At 63.3% G+C, this 17,617-nt stretch carries 10 protein-coding genes and 2 pseudogenes; 7 read left to right on the top strand and 5 right to left on the bottom strand.

All coding sequences use genetic code 11. The features are described from left to right. The 3 genes and pseudogenes from EOA78_RS30080 to topA all read right to left on the bottom strand — a co-directional run. Positions 1–196, bottom strand: a pseudogene (locus tag EOA78_RS30080) (hypothetical protein); the annotation flags it as partial. Then, positions 196–2,466 (bottom strand): ribonuclease R, encoded by a 2,271-nt coding sequence (rnr, locus tag EOA78_RS30075; protein ID WP_245477851.1) that lies wholly within the window; start codon positions 2,464–2,466, stop codon positions 196–198. The gene rnr and the pseudogene EOA78_RS30080, both read right to left, overlap by 1 nt. Before the next feature lie 42 nt (positions 2,467–2,508). Then, entirely contained in the window at positions 2,509–5,136 is a 2,628-nt protein-coding gene (gene topA, locus EOA78_RS30070; protein ID WP_127318767.1) for a type I DNA topoisomerase, read from the bottom strand. 559 nt (positions 5,137–5,695) lie between these two features. Between topA and EOA78_RS30065 the strand changes: the two genes are divergently transcribed. Both EOA78_RS30065 and glmU read left to right on the top strand, forming a co-directional pair. After that, positions 5,696–6,442, top strand: coding sequence for a cytochrome c biogenesis CcdA family protein (locus EOA78_RS30065; protein WP_127318765.1), 747 nt, complete (start codon positions 5,696–5,698; stop codon positions 6,440–6,442). A 156-nt stretch (positions 6,443–6,598) separates the two neighbouring features. Then, the gene (glmU, locus tag EOA78_RS30060; RefSeq protein WP_127318763.1) at positions 6,599–7,963 is read left to right on the top strand and encodes a bifunctional UDP-N-acetylglucosamine diphosphorylase/glucosamine-1-phosphate N-acetyltransferase GlmU; all 1,365 of its coding nucleotides are present in this window, start codon (positions 6,599–6,601) and stop codon (positions 7,961–7,963) included. Between the two features lie 50 nt (positions 7,964–8,013). Here glmU and EOA78_RS37450 read toward each other — a convergent pair. Next, positions 8,014–8,349: pseudogene (locus EOA78_RS37450) on the bottom strand (ADP-ribosylation/crystallin J1); the annotation flags it as partial. Between the two features lie 227 nt (positions 8,350–8,576). On the opposite strand from EOA78_RS37450, the gene glmS reads away from it, so the two are divergent. Continuing rightward, positions 8,577–10,400 carry a glutamine--fructose-6-phosphate transaminase (isomerizing) gene (gene glmS / locus EOA78_RS30050; protein ID WP_127318761.1) on the top strand — a complete coding sequence of 608 codons (1,824 nt, stop codon included), beginning with the start codon at positions 8,577–8,579 and terminating at the stop codon, positions 10,398–10,400. Between the two features lie 80 nt (positions 10,401–10,480). After that, positions 10,481–11,239 carry a DUF502 domain-containing protein gene (locus EOA78_RS30045; protein WP_127318759.1) on the top strand — a complete coding sequence of 253 codons (759 nt, stop codon included), beginning with the start codon at positions 10,481–10,483 and terminating at the stop codon, positions 11,237–11,239. Here the strand turns inward: EOA78_RS30045 and recG are convergent. Next, complete coding sequence (recG, locus tag EOA78_RS30040) at positions 11,191–13,299, bottom strand: ATP-dependent DNA helicase RecG (protein ID WP_127318757.1); 2,109 nt, start codon at positions 13,297–13,299, stop codon at positions 11,191–11,193. The genes EOA78_RS30045 and recG overlap by 49 nt on opposite strands. A 92-nt stretch (positions 13,300–13,391) precedes the next feature. Here recG and EOA78_RS30035 point away from each other — a divergent pair, with 92 nt between their 5' ends. From EOA78_RS30035 to EOA78_RS30025, 3 genes are all read left to right on the top strand, one after another. Beyond that, complete coding sequence (locus tag EOA78_RS30035; RefSeq protein WP_127318755.1) at positions 13,392–13,679, top strand: succinate dehydrogenase assembly factor 2; 288 nt, start codon at positions 13,392–13,394, stop codon at positions 13,677–13,679. Positions 13,680–13,693: 14 nt separating this feature from the next. Further along, a complete protein-coding gene (mfd, locus tag EOA78_RS30030; protein ID WP_127318753.1) occupies positions 13,694–17,191 on the top strand; it encodes a transcription-repair coupling factor in 3,498 nt (1,165 codons plus the stop codon). 182 nt (positions 17,192–17,373) lie between these two features. Beyond that, positions 17,374–17,617, top strand: a 244-nt coding sequence (locus EOA78_RS30025) for a 3-deoxy-7-phosphoheptulonate synthase (protein WP_164784001.1), incomplete at its 3' end; no start/stop codon positions are given.

Here is a 17,617-nt window from a genome sequence, read left to right as displayed (position 1 = left end):
GGTGATGGAGTTCCTCGCCGCAATGATCGCATTTATCGACGGTCTTGACGAAAGCGCGAAACAGCTTTCCCTCGCCGCAATGCGGGCAGCGGCCAAGCGCGCCACGCTTCATCGCCGTCCACAGCGGGCGGGCAATGCGGTCCGAATGATGTTCGCCGCCGAAAACCTGTTGGTTCATGTTCAAATCGCTTGGCATTATCGTCTCCTGCCGCGCGAGCCTGGACGCGATTGCGACGCGCGGGCGCGGCCTTTGGCCTTGTGAAACGACCGTTTGGAGCCGGGCAGCGGCTTTGGGTCGGTCAGCATCTCGAAACGCATCGCGCCGGCCATAGGCGCCACCTCGATCAGGCGAACCTCGACGCGGTCGGCAAGCTGATAGCCCTTGCCGGTGCGCTCTCCGAAAAGCGATCGGGCAGTTTCGTCGTATATATAGTAATCGCCGTCCAGACTTGACACTGGGATGAAACCATCTGCGCCATACTGCGGCAATTGGACAAATAGTCCCGATTTGGTGACGCCCGAAATGCGTGCATCGAAACGATCGTCGACACGCTCGGCCAGATAGGCGGCGATCAGCCGGTCGACCGTGTCGCGCTCGGCGGCCATGGCGCGGCGCTCAGTGGCCGAGATCAGTGCTGAAACCTCTTCCAACCGCTCCCCCTCATCTTGCGTCAGTCCGCCCGCACCAAAGCCGAGGGCGGCAATCAGCCCGCGATGCACGATCAGGTCGGCATATCTACGGATCGGCGAGGTGAAATGCGCGTAGCGTTTCAGATTGAGGCCGAAATGGCCGATGTTGCTGGGCGAATATTCGGCCTGCATCTGCGTGCGCAGCACCACCTCGTTGACCAGTCCCTCATGGTCGGCGCCGCGGACGCGATCCAGAATCCCGTTGAACTGGTTGGGCCGCATCTGCGCCCCGCGTGCCAGCGAGAGGCCAAGCGCCTGCAGGAATTCGCGCAGCGATTCCTGCTTGGCGAGCGAAGGCGCGTCATGGATGCGGTAGACCAGCGCCTGCCGTTTCGCCTCCAGCATCTCGGCCGCCGCGACATTGGCCTGGATCATGAATTCTTCGATCAGCTTGTGTGCGTCGAGCCGCTCCGGCACGACGACCCGGTCGACGGTGCCGTCCTCCTTGAGCAAGATTTTCCGCTCAGGCAGTTCAAGCTCGAGCGGCTGACGCGTCTCACGGCCGCGCTTGACGACGGCGTAGGCATCCCACAGCGGCTTCAGCACCGTGTCGAGGATCGGGCCGGTCTTGTCGTCAGGCGCGCCGTCGATCGCGGCTTGCGCTTGCGGATAAGCGAGTTTCGCCGCCGATTTCATCATGATGCGGTGGAATGAATGCCTGAGCTTGCGGCCATCGGCCGAGAAGGTCATGCGGACCGCCAGCGCCGGGCGGTCCTGGCCTTCGCGCAGCGAACAAAGGTCGTTGGAGATGCGCTCCGGCAGCATCGGCACGACGCGATCCGGGAAATAGACCGAATTGCCGCGCTTCAGCGCCTCGCGGTCGAGCGCGGTGCCATAGCGCACATAAGCGGCGACATCGGCAATCGCTACGGTAACCACCACGCCGCCGGGGTTCTTTTCGTCCGGATCCGATATGGCGAACACCGCATCGTCATGGTCCTTGGCGTCGGCCGGATCGATGGTGACCAGCGGCAGCTCGCGCCAGTCCTCGCGGCCGGCCAGCGTCGCCGGTTTGACCGCCTCCGCCTCGGCAATGACGTCTGCCGGGAAAATATGCGGAATGTCATGCGCGTGGATGGCGATCATCGAGACCGCCTTTTCGCTGGTCAGCGAACCGAGCACCGCCAGCACCTTGGCTCTGGGCAGTCCATAGCGGGAGGCCCGCGCCGGCTCGACCTCGACCAGATCGCCGTTCTTGGCGCCGTTCTGGAAATCCTTGTCGACCACCAGCTCCGGCTGGCGTCTTTCGACAGGCTCGATGCGGAAGGTGCCGTCCTGCAGAACGCGAAAAACGCCGAGAACGGCATCGGTGCGCTTCTCGAAGATCTTCATCACCCGCCCGGTGTATGCGGGGCCCGTCGCGTCATCTGTTGGAAAGGTCTTGGCCAGCACGCGGTCGCCGATGCCCGGAGTCGGGCCGCCGCCGCCGCGCGACACGCGGATCGCGATGACGGGCGGCTCGCCGTTGCCAACGGCTTCGGTTGGGTGCGCCAGCAGCACGCCGTCGGCGTCGCGGCCAAAGATGTCGAGCACGGCGACATGGGCGAGGGCGCCGACGCGGGCCAGCCGCTTGCGTTCCTTGGTCAGCAGGCCCTCATCCTGCAGGTCGCGCAAAATGTCTTTCAGCCAGATACGGTCCTCGCCGCGCAGCGCAAACGCCTTGGCGATATCGCGTTTTCCTGAGCGATCCGGATTTTCGGCGATGTAGCGCAGGATCTCGTCGCGGGACGGCCGGTAGTTATCCCTAACCTTGGCTCTCGTGTCGGCGGTGCGCAGATCGCCATGACTTCTTCCGGATACCCTGCGCGCCACGATGCCCTATCCCTTTTTGTTGGCCACTTTCTTGGCCGCCGGTTTTTTGGCCGCCGCAGGCTTTTTGGCAGGTGCGGCCGCTTTGCGGAAGGGCTTTCTGCCGCCATTGCCGCCCTTGGCTTCCTTCTCGGCAATCAGCGCCACCGCGTCCTCGATCGTGACCGACTGCGGGTCCTTGCCCTTCGGCAGCGTCGCATTGACCTTGCCGAAATTAACGTAAGGCCCGTATTTGCCGTCACGCACGACGATCTTACCGCCGCCAGCCGGATGCTCGCCGAGCTCCTTCAAGGCGGCGGGCGTGCCGCCATTGCGGCCGCCCGGGCCCTTCAACTGCTTCTCGGCAATCACAGACACGGCGCGGTTGAGACCGATCGAGAACACGTCCTCGATATTGTCGAGATTGGCGTAGGTGCCGTCATGCAGCACGAACGGGCCGTAGCGCCCCAGCCCGGCCGAGATCATCTTGCCGGATTCCGGATGCTTGCCGACGTCGCGCGGCAGCGACAGCAAGGCGAGTGCCTTTTCGTGGTCGATCGAATCGACCGTCCAGCCCTTGGGCAGGCTGGAGCGCTTGGCTTCCTTTCCGTCGCCGCGCTGGATATAGGGGCCGAAACGACCGCTGCGCAGGGTGATTTCCTCCGCCGTGTAGGGGTCCTTGCCAAGCACCTTGGTGCCGTCCTCGCCATTGCCGTTTTCGCCATTGGGGTTGGCGGCGTCGCCGAGCTGGCGGGTGAAGGAGCATTCGGGATAATTCGAACAGCCGACAAAGGCGCCGAATTTGCCGAGCTTCAGCGACAGGTTGCCGGTGCCGCATTTCGGGCAGATCCGGGGGTTCGAACCGTCTTCCCGCGCGGGAAACACCAGCGGCGCCAGTTCTTCGTTCAATGCATCGAGCACGTCGGTGACGCGCAATTCCTTGATGTCGGCGACGGCGCCCGAAAAATCCTTCCAGAAATCGCGTAGCACATCCTTCCAGGCGAGCTTGCCGTCCGAGATTTCGTCCAGTTTTTCCTCGAGCGAGGCGGTGAAATCATATTCGACATAGCGCTCGAAGAAGCTTTCGAGGAAGGCCGACAACAGCCGCCCCTTGGCCTGCGGTACAAGCTTGCGCTTGTCGATGGCGACATAGTCGCGGTCCTCGAGCGTCTTCAGGATCGCCGTATAGGTCGATGGCCGGCCGATGCCGAGCTCTTCCAGCTTCTTGATCAGCGAAGCCTCCGAATAGCGCGGCGGCGGCTCGGTCGTGTGCTGGGTGGCGTTGATCGCCTCGCGGTCGAGCTGTTCGCCGGCACGGATCTCGGGCAGACGGCGGTTTTCCTCGTCTTCCGAATCCTCGTCCTTCTGCTCGGTATAGGCGGCAATGAAACCGTCGAAGCGAACGACCGAGCCGACGGCGCGAAGCTCGGCCGTGCGGGCGCCATTGACCGCCTCGATCTCGACCGTGGTGCGCTCGATCTCGGCCGGTTGCATCTGGCTGGCGATGGCGCGTTTCCACACCATCTCGTAGAGCCGGGCCTGGTCGGCATCGAGATATTGCCTGACCGAAGCCGGCGTGCGCATGAAATCGGTCGGGCGGATCGCTTCGTGCGCTTCCTGGGCGTTCTTGGCCTTGGTCGTGTAGTAGCGTGACTTTTCCGGCAGGTATTTCGGGCCGAATTCCTTGGCAATGGCATCGCGGGCGGCCGAGATCGCTTCAGGCGCCATCTGCACGCCGTCGGTTCGCATATAGGTGATCAGGCCGGCAGTCTCGCCGCCGATATCCATGCCTTCGTAGAGCCGCTGCGCCACTTGCATGGTGCGGCTGGCCGAGAAGCCGAGACGCGAGGAGGCGGCCTGCTGCAGCGTCGAGGTGGTGAAGGGCGGACCTGGATTGCGCTTGGTCGGCTTGGCTTCGACCGACAGCGCCTTGAAGCCAGCGCCTTCCAGCATCGTCTTGATGTCGTCGGCCTGCGCCTTGTTCGAAATGTCGAGCTTTTGCAGCTTCTTGCGCTCGAAGGCGGTCAGCCGCGCCTCGAAATTTTCGTTGCGCGGCGTTCCGAGGAGAGCTGATATCTGCCAGTATTCCTCGCGAATGAAGCGCTCGATCTCCAATTCGCGGTCGCAGACGAGCCGCAATGCCACCGACTGCACGCGGCCGGCGGAACGGGCGCCGGGCAGCTTGCGCCACAGCACGGGCGACAGGGTGAAGCCGACGAGATAGTCGAGCGCGCGGCGGGCGAGATAGGCGTCGACCAGCGGCGCATCGATCTGACGCGGATTGGCCATAGCTTCCAGCACCGACGATTTGGTGATGGCGTTGAAGACGACGCGGCTGACCGGCTTGTCCTTCAGCGCGCGCTTCTGCTTCAGCACTTCCAGAACGTGCCAGGAAATGGCTTCGCCCTCGCGATCCGGATCGGTGGCGAGGATCAGGCCGTCGGCGTCCTTGACCGCCTTGGCGATGTCGGCAAGACGTTTGCTCGAGGCGGTGTCGACAGCCCAGGACATGGCAAAATCCTCGTCCGGACGCACCGAGCCATCCTTGGCCGGCAGATCGCGGACGTGGCCGAACGAGGCCAGGACCTTATAGTTCTTTCCGAGGTACTTGTTGATTGTCTTCGCTTTGGCCGGCGATTCGACGACGACGACGTCCATGAGGTCTCATATCAGCTGTGGTGCGGCAGAAGAATTCCGCTGCGCGCGACGAAATCTCGTAGAATTGTCGCTCACATGGCCGCGCTTTTGCATCCGGTCAAGGGGAAGCGCCCAAAATGCAGTCCTGCATTCAGCGCGCAACCCAAGGGTGCGTCATGTGATATCCGCAATCCCGGATAGGGGGAGCGGCTGCCCTACCGTTGGACAAGCCGGCAATGGATCCGGGAGAAACGGGACAAAATCTTCCGCGGATATAAGAGAAACATCGATCATGCGCCAGCCCCCCGCTGAAGAGACGTTCGGTAGAATGCTCTGTCGGCGGGCGAGTCAGGCGTGGCGAGTGGGGCTCATATGCCCAGCGGACAGTACCAAAGCTGGCCGCCGGGAGGCCTGTTCTCCCTGATATGATCGGGAAGCGCGCGGAAAGTCGCGGCCTCGTTGCATCAACGCGCCTGGGGTGCCGTTTCTTCCTCGATGCAGGGCGGCAACTTGCCACGCAATGGTGATTGGCGGACAAGCCCGTGCGCCGCTATATCGGCGCCGACAGTGGAGTTCGGCAATGGCATTGGATATCGGCTATGTCAGCGCGGTCGGGGCGGGGGCGATCTCGTTCCTGTCGCCTTGCGTGCTGCCGCTGGTGCCGCCCTATCTCTGCTATATGGCCGGGGTGTCGGTCGATGATTTCCGCGGCAATGCCGGCGTCACGGCCAAGGCCGACGCGCGCAGTGCGCTGCTCTATGCCTCGATCGCCTTCGTTCTCGGCTTCTCGACCGTCTTCGTGGCGCTGGGCGCCGGCGCCTCGACCATCGGCCGGCTGCTGCGCGTCTGGCAGGAGCCGCTGGCGATGGCCGCCGGCGTGCTGATCATCCTGATGGGGTTGAATTTTCTCGGCATATTGCGCATCCCGCTGCTGTCGCGTGAGGCGCGCTTCCAGTCGCAAGGCAAGCCGGCCAGTATCGTTGCCGCCTATGTCATGGGACTGGCCTTCGCCTTCGGCTGGACACCCTGCATCGGACCGGTGCTGGGGCCGATCCTGACGTTGGCCGGCGGCCGCGAGACGGTGGGCGAGGGCGCGCTGCTGCTTGCCGCGTACTCGCTAGGTCTCGGCATACCGTTCCTGATCGCGGCGCTGTTTTCCGGCGCTTTCATGCGCTTTCTCTCGAAGTTCCGCGTGCATCTCGGCCGTGTCGAAAAGGCGATGGGCGCGTTGCTGGTCGTCGCCGGCGTCTTTTTCCTGACCGGCGGCGTGCAGGCAGCATCCTATTGGCTGCTGGAGAATTTTCCGGTGCTGGGGCAGCTGGGGTAGGCTTGACCAGATACGGCCCCATGCTGGCGCATCTACACCTGCTGATTAAAAGTCAGTTGCTCTACCGTCTCACCGGAATTTAACCGCATTGGTGCAGCATGGCGTCAGTGCTAGACATGCCTTGATTCCCAACGCTTTTCATATGGTTGCCTTTTCATGAGCCAGAGAACCTGCCTGTCCGTCATCCTCGCCGCCGGCGAAGGCACGCGCATGAAAAGTACTGTGCCAAAAGTGCTGCACCCGATCGCCGGCCTGCCGATGGTCGCCCATGTCGTGAGGGCTGCCGAAGCGGCAGGCAGCGGTGATCTGGCTCTGGTGATCGGCCATGGCGCGGACGAGATGCGCAAGGCCACGCAAAAATTCGCGCCGAAGGCGGAGACCTTCGTCCAGGACAAGCGGCTCGGTACGGCGCATGCTGTTCTGACTGCTCGCGACGCTATATCAAAGGGTTACGACGACATCCTGGTGATGTTCGGCGATACGCCGCTGATCGATCCGGAGGTGCTGACTGCTGCGCGCCTGAAGCTGGCGGAAGGCGCTGCCGTCGTTGTGGTCGGCTTCCGCACGTCAAATCCTTCCGGCTATGGCCGGCTGATAGAAAAGGGCGGCAAGCTCATCGCCATCCGCGAGGAAAAGGACTGCACCGACGAGGAGAAGAAAATCACCTTCTGCAATGGCGGGCTGATGGCGGTCGCGGGCAAGCATGCGCTCAAGCTGCTCGAGCAAGTCGGCAACAACAATGCCAAGGGCGAGTATTATCTCACCGACGTCGTCGAGATCGCCGGCGGGCAGGGTTTTGATGTCGTTGCGGCAGAAGCCGGCTACGAGAATGTGCTCGGCATCAACAACCGTGCCGAACTCGCCGAGGCCGAAGGCATCTGGCAGAGGCGCCGGCGGGGCGAGGCAATGCTCTCCGGCGTCACATTGATTGCGCCGGAAACCGTGTTCTTTTCGCACGATACCGAGATCGGCGCGGATACGATCGTCGAACCCAATGTCTGGTTCGGGCCGGGCGTGAAAATCGCCACGGGCGCCAAGATCCATGCCTTCAGCCACATTGAAGGCGCCACCATCGCTTCGAACTGCGATGTCGGCCCGTACGCGCGGCTGCGGCCAGGCGCCGATCTCAAGCAAAAGGCCAAGGTCGGCAATTTCTGCGAGGTCAAGCAGGCGACGATCGAGGAGGGGGCCAAGGTCAATCACCTGACCTATATCGGCGATGCCCGCGTCGGCGCCGGCGCCAACATCGGCGCTGGAACCATCACCTGCAACTATGACGGCTACTCGAAGTTCTTCACCGACATCGGCGAGGGCGCCTTTATCGGCTCGAACTCCTCGCTCGTGGCGCCTGTTACGATCGGCAAGGGCGGCTACATCGCTTCGGGCAGCGTGGTCACCGAAAGTGTCCCCGACGATGCGCTGGCCTTTGGCCGCGCCCGCCAGAGGACGCTGGCCGGCAAGGGCAAGGAATTGCGCGAGCGTTTTGCTTCGGCCGCGGCGGCGAAGAAGGCCGGTGGATGATCATTCGGCGTTAGCCGGCAAGGTTCGCATCTGTGCCGAAAGCGGCCGTCCACCTCGATCCTGCCGACAATTGCCCTGTTGAATTCAGGAAGGTCTTCGGCAGGGATCCAGTATTCCAGATGTGCCCTGCTACCGGCATGTTCAACCCGGTACTGGTCGAGAAAGCTCTTCAAAACGTCAAACCGGGTAACGAAGCCCGAGCCGCTGGCTGGTACGTTCCAGTCACGCGCGATCTGCACGGCATAAGCTTCGGACAGAACGGGGTAGAAAATGGGTTGCTCGGGAAGGCGCGGCGGAAACGCCCGCATGCCGGACTTCTCGATCGGCTTCAGCTCTTCAGGCCCAACCGGGCGCCAAAGCGTCACCGTGTCGATTTGTTCGTTCATGACCGCATCATATCTTTGACGGATTTCAGAACCATTGGGACGAGATAACATGCATTCGCGGACAAACCGAGCGAACGCGGTAACCGGATTGCAAGAGCGCTCTGTCATGGTGCATCTGTGCAAGATCGTTCCGGCTGATATGGAACGAAACGCAATGTGATTTTCGCGGCAGCCCGGCCAATCCTAAATGACGCCGGGTTTCATGCCGGAATCGGGGGCAAACGTCTATGTGCGGTATCGTCGGAATTGTCAGCCACTCGCCTGTCGCGCCACTGATCGTCGATGCGCTGAAAAGGCTCGAATATCGCGGCTATGATTCCGCCGGCGTCGCCACCGTCGAGCGCGGCAAGCTTGCCCGTCGCCGCGCCGAGGGCAAGCTGATCAATCTCGAACGCCGGTTGAAGGACGAACCGCTCGACGGCATGATCGGCATCGGCCACACGCGCTGGGCGACGCATGGTGTGCCCAACGAGACCAATGCGCATCCGCATTTTTCCGATGGCGTCGCCATCGTCCATAATGGCATCATCGAGAATTTCGCCGAATTGCGCGACGAGTTGATGCGCGACGGCTACACATTTTCATCACAGACCGACACCGAGGTCGTCGCACATCTGGTGGGGCGCGAATTGGCCAAGGGCCTGAAGCCGGTCGAGGCCGCGCACCAGGCGCTGAGGCGGCTGGAAGGCGCCTTTGCGCTTGCCATCATGTTCAAGGGCGACGAGGACCTCATCGTCGGCGCCCGCAACGGCCCGCCGCTGGCCGTCGGCCATGGCGACGGCGAGATGTTCCTGGGCTCCGACGCCATCGCGCTTGCCCCCTTCACCAATTCGATCACCTATCTGGAGGACGGCGACTGGGCGGTGGTGCGCCGCAACGAGGTCGCCATCTTCGACATGGACGGCAGCAAGGTCGACCGCAAGCGCCAGCAGTCGCTCAGCACCAGCTTCATGGTCGACAAGGGCAACCGGCGGCATTTCATGGAGAAGGAAATCCATGAACAGCCCGAAGTGATCTCGCACACGCTGGCGCATTATGTGGATTTTGTCGGCGGCGTATCGAAGCCGCTCGACCTGCCGTTCGATTTCGCCAAAATCGACCGGCTGGCGATCTCGGCCTGCGGCACTGCCTATCTGGCCGGCCTGATCAGCAAATACTGGTTCGAGCGCTATGCGCGGCTGCCGGTCGACATCGATGTCGCTTCGGAATTCCGCTACCGCGAGATGCCGCTGTCGAAGACAGACGCCGCCTTCTTCATCTCGCAATCGGGCGAGACCGCCGACACGTTGGCCTCGCTGCGCTATTGCCGCAAGGCGGGCATGAAGATCGGCGCGGTCGTCAATGTCCGCGAATCGACGATGGCGCGCGAGTCCGACGTCATCCTGCCGACGCTGGCCGGGCCGGAGATCGGTGTCGCCTCGACCAAGGCCTTCACCTGTCAATTGTCGGTGCTGGCCTCGCTTGCCGTGCGGGCCGGCGTGGCGCGCGGAACGATCTCGCGGGAGCAGGAAACGACGCTGGTCCGCCAACTGTCGGAAGCGCCGCGCTATGCCAACCAGGTCTTGAAGCTCGACGGGCAGATCGAAAAGGTCGCACGCGACCTCGCCCACTACAAGAACGTGCTCTATCTCGGCCGCGACACCAATTTCCCGCTGGCCATGGAAGGCGCGCTGAAGCTCAAGGAAATCTCCTATATCCATGCCGAGGGCTACGCCGCCGGTGAGCTGAAGCACGGGCCGATCGCGCTGATCGACGAGAACATGCCGGTGATCGTCATTGCCCCGCACGACCGCATTTTTGAAAAGACGGTGTCCAACATGCAGGAAGTGGCCGCGCGCGGTGGCAAGATCATCCTGATCACCGACAGCAAGGGTGCCGCACACGCCACGGTGAAGACGATGGAGACGATCGTGCTGCCGGACGTGCCGGAAATCATCTCGCCGATCATCTACGCGCTGCCGATCCAGATGCTGGCCTATTTCACCGCCGTGTTCATGGGCACCGACGTCGACCAGCCGCGCAACCTGGCGAAATCGGTGACTGTGGAATAGGCGTGGTTTAAAAAATTTCGCGGTTCCAAAGCGGATTGCGGTTCATTAATGTTGCGCCGCAACCAGTGCTGCGGTGAACCATGTCCGATGCGCCCAAGACCTCTGGCATGACCCGGCTGCGGAATTACTTCCTGACAGGCTTTGTCGTCTGCGCGCCGCTGGCGATCACCGCTTACATCGCCTGGTCGTTCATCGGCTGGGTCGATTCGTGGGTGAAACCCTATATTCCGGCGCGCTACAACCCCGATAGCTATCTGCCGGCGCCGGTTCCGGGATTCGGCCTGATCGTCGCCTTGATCCTGATCACCCTGATCGGTTTCCTGACCGCCAATATCGTCGGCCGCGCTATCGTCTTGTTCGGCGAACGGCTGCTCGGCCGCATGCCGCTGGTGCGCGGCATCTACGGCTCGCTGAAGCAGATCTTCGAGACTGTGCTGTCGAACAAAGGCGACATGTTTCGCCAGGTCGGGCTGGTCGAATATCCGCGCAAGGGCGTCTGGTCGCTGGTCTTCGTCGCCAGCGACAAGGAAACCGAGATCAACCAGAAGCTCGACCAGGAAGGTGATCCGCTGATCGCGGTATTCATGCCGTGCGCGCCCAACCCGACCACGGGCTTTCTCATGTATGTGCCGAAATCCGATATCGTGGTGCTCGACATGACGGTCGAGGACGGCGCCAAGCTGATCGTTTCGGCAGGCCTGGTGGCGCCTGCGGTCAAGACGAAAATGGTGACGTTGAACGGCAAACCGATCGGCGTTCAGATCGCTAATCCGCCGGTGGATGCCGGGCCTCAGCCGGCGCGCAAGAGCCGCACCGCCTCGTCGCGGCCGAACAAATAAAGCAGCATGCGAAGGGCGGCGCCGCGTTCGGATTGCAGTTCCGGATCGCGCGACAGGATCAGCCGCGCGTCGTCGCGGGCGGCCTCCAGCAGGTCGGCATGCGCCTCGATGCGCGCCACCTGGAAGCCCGGCGTGCCGGACTGTCGGGTGCCGAGCAACTCGCCTTCGCCGCGCAGCTTCAGGTCCTCCTCGGCGATGCGGAATCCGTCCTCGGTCTCGCGCATCACCGACAGCCGGCGCGTTGCCGTCTCGCCGAGCGGATCCTTGTAGAGCAGCACGCAGGAGGATGGTTTTTCGCCGCGCCCGACCCGGCCGCGCAATTGGTGCAACTGGGCGAGGCCAAAGCGCTCGGCATGCTCGATGACCATGATCGTCGCATCCGGCACATCGACGCCGACCTCGATGACCGTAGTGGCGATCAGGATGCGTGTCTCGCCGGCCTTGAAGGCGCGCATCGCCTCATCCTTGTCGGCGCCCTTCATGCGCCCGTGCACCAGGCCGATCCGGTCGCCGAACAGCGGCTTCAGCGAGGCAAAGCGGTCCTCCGCCGACATCAGCCTGATCTCTTCGGATTCCTCGACCAGCGGACAGATCCAGTAGATCTTCTGGCCGTCGGCGACGGCGTCGCGCATGCGGCCGACCAGTTCGTCGAGCCGCTCGAGCGGCAGGGTGACGGTGCGGATCGGCTGGCGACCGGCCGGCTTTTCGGTCAGCTTCGACACGTCCATGTCGCCGAAAGCGGTCAGCACCAGCGTGCGCGGGATCGGCGTCGCCGTCATCACGAGCATGTCGGGCGCATCGCCCTTGGCGGTGATGGCAAGCCGCTGGTGAACGCCAAAACGGTGCTGCTCGTCGATGACGGCGAGGACGAGATCGTGGAACATCACCGTTTCCTGGAACAGCGCATGGGTGCCGACGACGATGTCGATCTCGCCATTGACCAGACCGGCCAGCGTCTCGGTGCGCTCGCGGCCCTTTTCGCGGCCGGTGAGGATGGCAACGCGCAGGCCGGCTCGCTCCGCCAAAGGTGCAATCGTCGCGAGATGCTGGCGCGCCAGGATTTCGGTCGGCGCCATTAACGCCGCTTGGCCACCAGCCTCGACGGCGCGCGCCATTGCGAGTAGCGCGACAACCGTCTTGCCGGAGCCGACATCTCCCTGCAGCAGGCGCAGCATGCGTTCGGGATCGGCCAGATCGGCGTTGATTTCGGCCAACGCGAATTCCTGGCTGGGAGTCAGCGAATAGGAAAGGGCGGCGCGCAGCTTTTCGACGATGCGACCGTCGCCGACCAATGGTCGTCCGGACAGGCGGCGGACTTTTGCGCGCACCAGCGCCAGCGACACCTGGCCTGCCAGAAACTCGTCATAGGCGAGACGCCGCCAGGCCGCGCCGTCGACGGACACGTCGATTGGGTCCTCGGGATTGTGGATGCGGGCGAGCGCGTCGCCGAAGGCAGGAAAGGTCCGGCGGCGCAGAAACTCGCCATCCTGCCATTCCGGCAGCACCGGCAAGCGAGCGAGCGCCTGGCCGATTGCGCGGCGCAGCACTTTTCCCGAGAGCCCGGCGGTGAGCGGATAGACCGGCTCGACCAGCGGCAGGTTTTCCGCTTCGCTGGCCAGCGCGATGTGGTCTGGGTGAACCATGGTCGGCCGGCCGTTGAACCATTCCATGCGACCGGAGACCACGACATGCTCGCCTTCGGGCATCGCTCTTTCCAGATAGGCGGCGTGCGCATGGAAGAAGGTCAGCGCGATCTCGCCGGTGTCGTCATGGGCGTAGACGCGGTATGGCACCGATCTGTTGCCGCGCGGCGGCGGCTGGTGGCGGTCGATGCGTACTTCGAGGGTGACGATCGCGCCTTCGGCCGAACCGGCGATGCCCGGCCGGTTGCGGCGGTCGATCACCGTGTGGGGCAGCACGAACAGAAGATCGCCGGCGCGCGCCGCTCGGTCGCCGAGATCGGCCGGCACGATTTTCTCGATCAGTGCGCCGACCTTCGGCCCGACGCCGGCAAGCGAGGTGATCGGGACAAACAGCGGATCGAGGAGGGAAGGACGCATGATGTCAGCTTATGTCGCGACAGCCGCAGCGCAAGGCTGACACCGCCCTCTATCCACGCTATACGCGCCGCTTCAGGCAAGGATGCTGGACGATGACCGGGACGAAACGATCAAGCGAGGGGCTCGACGCCCGCCGCCGCAAGCTTCTGTTTCGATCCTGGCATCGCGGCATGCGCGAAATGGACCTCATCCTTGGCAGTTTCGCAGATGCCGAGATCGGCGCCTTGACCGGCGACGAACTCGACCAATATGAGAGGCTCCTCGATGTTCCCGACACCGAATTCCTGCCCGTGATCACCGGCGAGCGTCCGATTCCGGCAAATATCGATTGTGCCGTCCTGCAAAAAATCCTGGCGTCGCGCCAGACGATGACATTCTGAACGACGTGTAATCCATGAGCCTCATTCCCTCGATCGGCCTGCCGAAAGGCCGCGCCGGCCAGTTCATCGTCGACGGTGTTGCCGACGGCTACGAAGCCTTTGCGCTGGTGCAGGCCGCGCACGAGATCGCGCCCGACAAGCCGGTGTTGTTCGTGGCGCGCGACGGCCAGCGCCTGCCTTCGATTGTCGAGGCGCTGTCATTCGCCGCGCCAGGCCTGCCGGTGCTCGAACTGCCAGCCTGGGATTGTCTGCCTTACGACCGCGTCTCGCCCGGGGCGGATGCTGCCGCACGGCGTCTTGATGCGCTCACCGCGATGATCGCGCTGGTGAAAAGACCGCACCGCGCCGTCATCCTGACCACCGCCAATGCGCTGCTGCAGCGCATTCCGCCGGCAAGCCTCATCGAGGCGCAGACCTTCCACGCCAAACCCGGCAACCAGATCGACATGAATGCACTGGTGTCGCGGCTGGAGACATCAGGCTTCGAGCGGGTGCCGACCGTGCGCGGCGTCGGCGAGTTTGCCGTGCGCGGCGGCATTCTTGACCTGTTCGCACCGGGCTGGACGGAAGCGCTCAGGCTCGATTTCTTCGGCGACACGCTGGAATCAATCCGCGTCTTCGACGCCGCCACGCAGCGCACCACCGGCCAGCGCAAGTCGATGTCGCTGCAGGCGATGAGTGAAGTGGCGCTGACGCCGGAGACCATCAGCCGTTTCCGCCGCAGTTACATCGAGGCCTTTGGCGCGCCCTCTCGCGACGATGGGCTCTACGCGGCGGTCAGCGAGGGACGGCGTTTCGCCGGCATGGAGCATTGGCTGCCGTTCTTCTACGAGCGGCTCGAGACGGTGTTCGACTATCTGCCGGACACGCCTGTGGTGTTCGACCATCTGGCGCATGAGGCGCTGGCGGAACGCCATGCGTTGATCCTCGACCACTACGAGGCGCGCAGGAAGCAGGCGGACGGCGCGCTGAAGGACGCCGTTCCGTACAAGCCGGTGCCGCCCGACCTGCTTTATCTGTCGCCCGAAAACCTCATCGCCTCGCTTGGGCCTCGCGAAGCGATCGACTTCACGCCCTTCGATGCGCCCGATGCCGGCGCGAAGAAAATCTTCCATGCCGGCTCGCGACATGGCCGCAGCTTCGTCGAGGAACGCGCCGATCCCACCATCAACGTCTTCGACGTCGTCGTAAAACACATTGCCGATGAGCGGGCCGCCCGCCGCCGGGTCGTCGTCGCCGGCTGGACAGAAGGTTCGCTAGACCGGCTCGGCCAGATCCTGACTGAACACCATCTCGGCAAGCTCAAGCCGGTGGCCACGCTGGCCGAGGCGGAAAAGCTCGAACCGGGGCAGGCGGCACTTGCCGTGCTGCCGCTCGAATCCGGCTTCGAGACCGAGAAACTGGTCGTCGTCGCCGAGCAGGACATTCTGGGCGACCGGCTGATCCGCCGCTCGAAGCGCAAGAAGCGTCCTTCCGACTTCATCGCCGAAGCCTCGGCGTTGTCCTCCGGCGACATTGTCGTCCACACCGACCACGGCATTGGCCGCTTCATCGGGCTGCGCACTATCGAGGCGGTCGGTGCGCCGCATGATTGCCTAGAAATCCATTATGCCGGCGACGACCGGCTGTTTCTGCCGGTTGAAAATATCGAACTGCTGTCACGCTATGGCTCGGATTCGGCCGAAGCGACATTGGACAAGCTTGGTGGCGGCGCCTGGCAATCGCGCAAGGCGCGGCTGAAGCGGCGGCTGCTCGACATGGCCGGCCAGTTGATCCGCATCGCCGCAGAGCGGCAGATGCGCGCCGCTCCTTCGCTGGTGCCGGCGGAAGGTCTCTATGGCGAATTCTCCGCGCGGTTTCCCTATGAGGAAACCGACGACCAGCAGACGGCGATCGATTCGGTCATGGGCGATCTGGGGGCTGGAAAGCCGATGGACCGGCTGATCTGCGGCGACGTCGGCTTCGGCAAGACGGAAGTTGCGCTTCGCGCCGCCTTCATCGCGGCGATGGAAGGGTTTCAGGTCGCGGTGGTGGTGCCGACGACATTGTTGTCGCGCCAGCATTTCAAGACCTTTTCGCAGCGTTTCTCCGGCCTGCCGATCCGCGTCGCTCAGGCCTCGCGGCTGGTTGGCGCCAAGGATCTGGCCGAGACCAAGAAGGGCATCGCCGAAGGCACGGTCGACATCGTCGTCGGCACTCACGCGCTGCTCGGCGCCTCGATTTCGTTCCAGAATCTTGGCCTGTTGATCATCGACGAGGAACAGCATTTTGGCGTCAAGCACAAGGAACGGCTGAAGGACCTGAAGAGCGACGTGCATGTGCTGACGCTGTCGGCGACGCCGATCCCGCGGACGCTGCAACTGGCATTGACCGGCGTGCGCGAACTGTCGCTGATCGCCACGCCGCCGGTCGACCGCCTGGCGGTGCGCACCTTCATCTCGCCCTTCGACCCGCTGGTCATCCGCGAGACCCTGCTCAGGGAACGCTACCGCGGCGGTCATTCCTTCTATGTCGTGCCACGCATCAGCGATCTGGCGGAAATCCATGATTTCCTGCGTGAATCCGTTCCAGAGCTGAAAGTGGCTGTCGCTCACGGCCAGATGCCGCCCGGCGAGCTCGACGACATCATGAATGCCTTCTACGACGGCCAGTACGATGTGCTGCTGTCGACCACCATTGTCGAATCCGGCCTCGATATCCCGACCGCCAACACGCTGATCGTGCATCGCGCCGACATGTTCGGTCTGTCGCAGCTCTACCAGCTGCGCGGCCGCGTCGGCCGCTCGAAGGTGCGCGCCTATGCGCTGTTCACGCTGCCGGCCAACCGCAAGCTGACAGACACCGCCGAGCGCCGGCTGAAGGTGCTGCAGTCGCTGGACACGCTGGGCGCCGGTTTCCAGCTCGCCAGCCACGATCTCGATATCAGAGGCGCCGGCAATCTTCTCGGCGAAGAGCAGTCGGGCCATATCAAGGAGGTCGGCTTCGAGCTCTACCAGCAGATGCTGGAGGAAGCTGTCGCCGAGGTGAAGGATTCCGGCGAGGTTCAGGATGGCGGCTGGTCGCCGCAGATCGCCGTCGGCACGGCGGTGATGATCCCGGAAAGCTATGTTCCGGACTTGCAGCTGCGGCTGGCGCTCTACCGCCGCCTCGGCGACCTCGAAAACACCGAGGAGATCGATGCCTTTGGCGCAGAACTGATCGATCGGTTCGGCCCGCTGCCGGAGGAGGTGAAGCATCTGCTGAAGATCGTCTTCATCAAGGCGCTCTGCCGCAAGGCCAATGTCGAAAAGCTCGATGCCGGACCAAAAGGCGTTGTCATCCATTTCCGCAAGCGCGAGTTTTCCAATCCTGTCGGGCTGGTCACGTTCATCGGCGAGCAGGGTTCGCTGGCCAAGATCCGGCCCGACCAGAGCGTTGTCTTCAGCCGCGACTGGCCAACAGCTGAAAAGCGTCTGGCCGGGGCCGCCGTCGTCATGACGCAATTGGCTCGGCTGGTGGAGAAGGCTGCCTAGCAAGGCGTTGCTGGTGCTTTGGCCAATGACTACGCCGGCAGTTCCTGGCGCATCACGGCCATTCGCCACACGTCCAAATCCGGTCTAGAATAGGAAATCGGCTTCGTGTATGGAGCCGCGATCCCCATTTGGGGCGAAATGGCGGGCGATAGCACCCGCTGGAAAGAACGTTGGGTGCAACGATGACGAAATGGTCGCCGAATTCGTGGAGAGCAAAGCCGATCCAGCAGGTTCCTGCCTATCCGGATCTTGCCGCGCTGAAGAACACGGAAGGCCAGCTTGCCACCTTTCCACCGCTGGTTTTTGCAGGTGAGGCACGCAAGCTGAAGAAGCAGCTTGCGACCGTCGCTGCCGGTGACGCCTTCCTTCTGCAGGGCGGCGATTGCGCCGAGAGTTTTGCCGAGCATGGCGCGGACAACATCCGCG

The sequence above is a fragment of the Mesorhizobium sp. M5C.F.Cr.IN.023.01.1.1 genome, assembly GCF_003997585.1.
GTDB classification, from domain to species: Bacteria; Pseudomonadota; Alphaproteobacteria; order Rhizobiales; family Rhizobiaceae; genus Mesorhizobium; species Mesorhizobium wenxiniae.
Note: the sequence above shows the minus strand (reverse complement) of the source record. Positions and strands in the feature narration are given on the sequence as shown.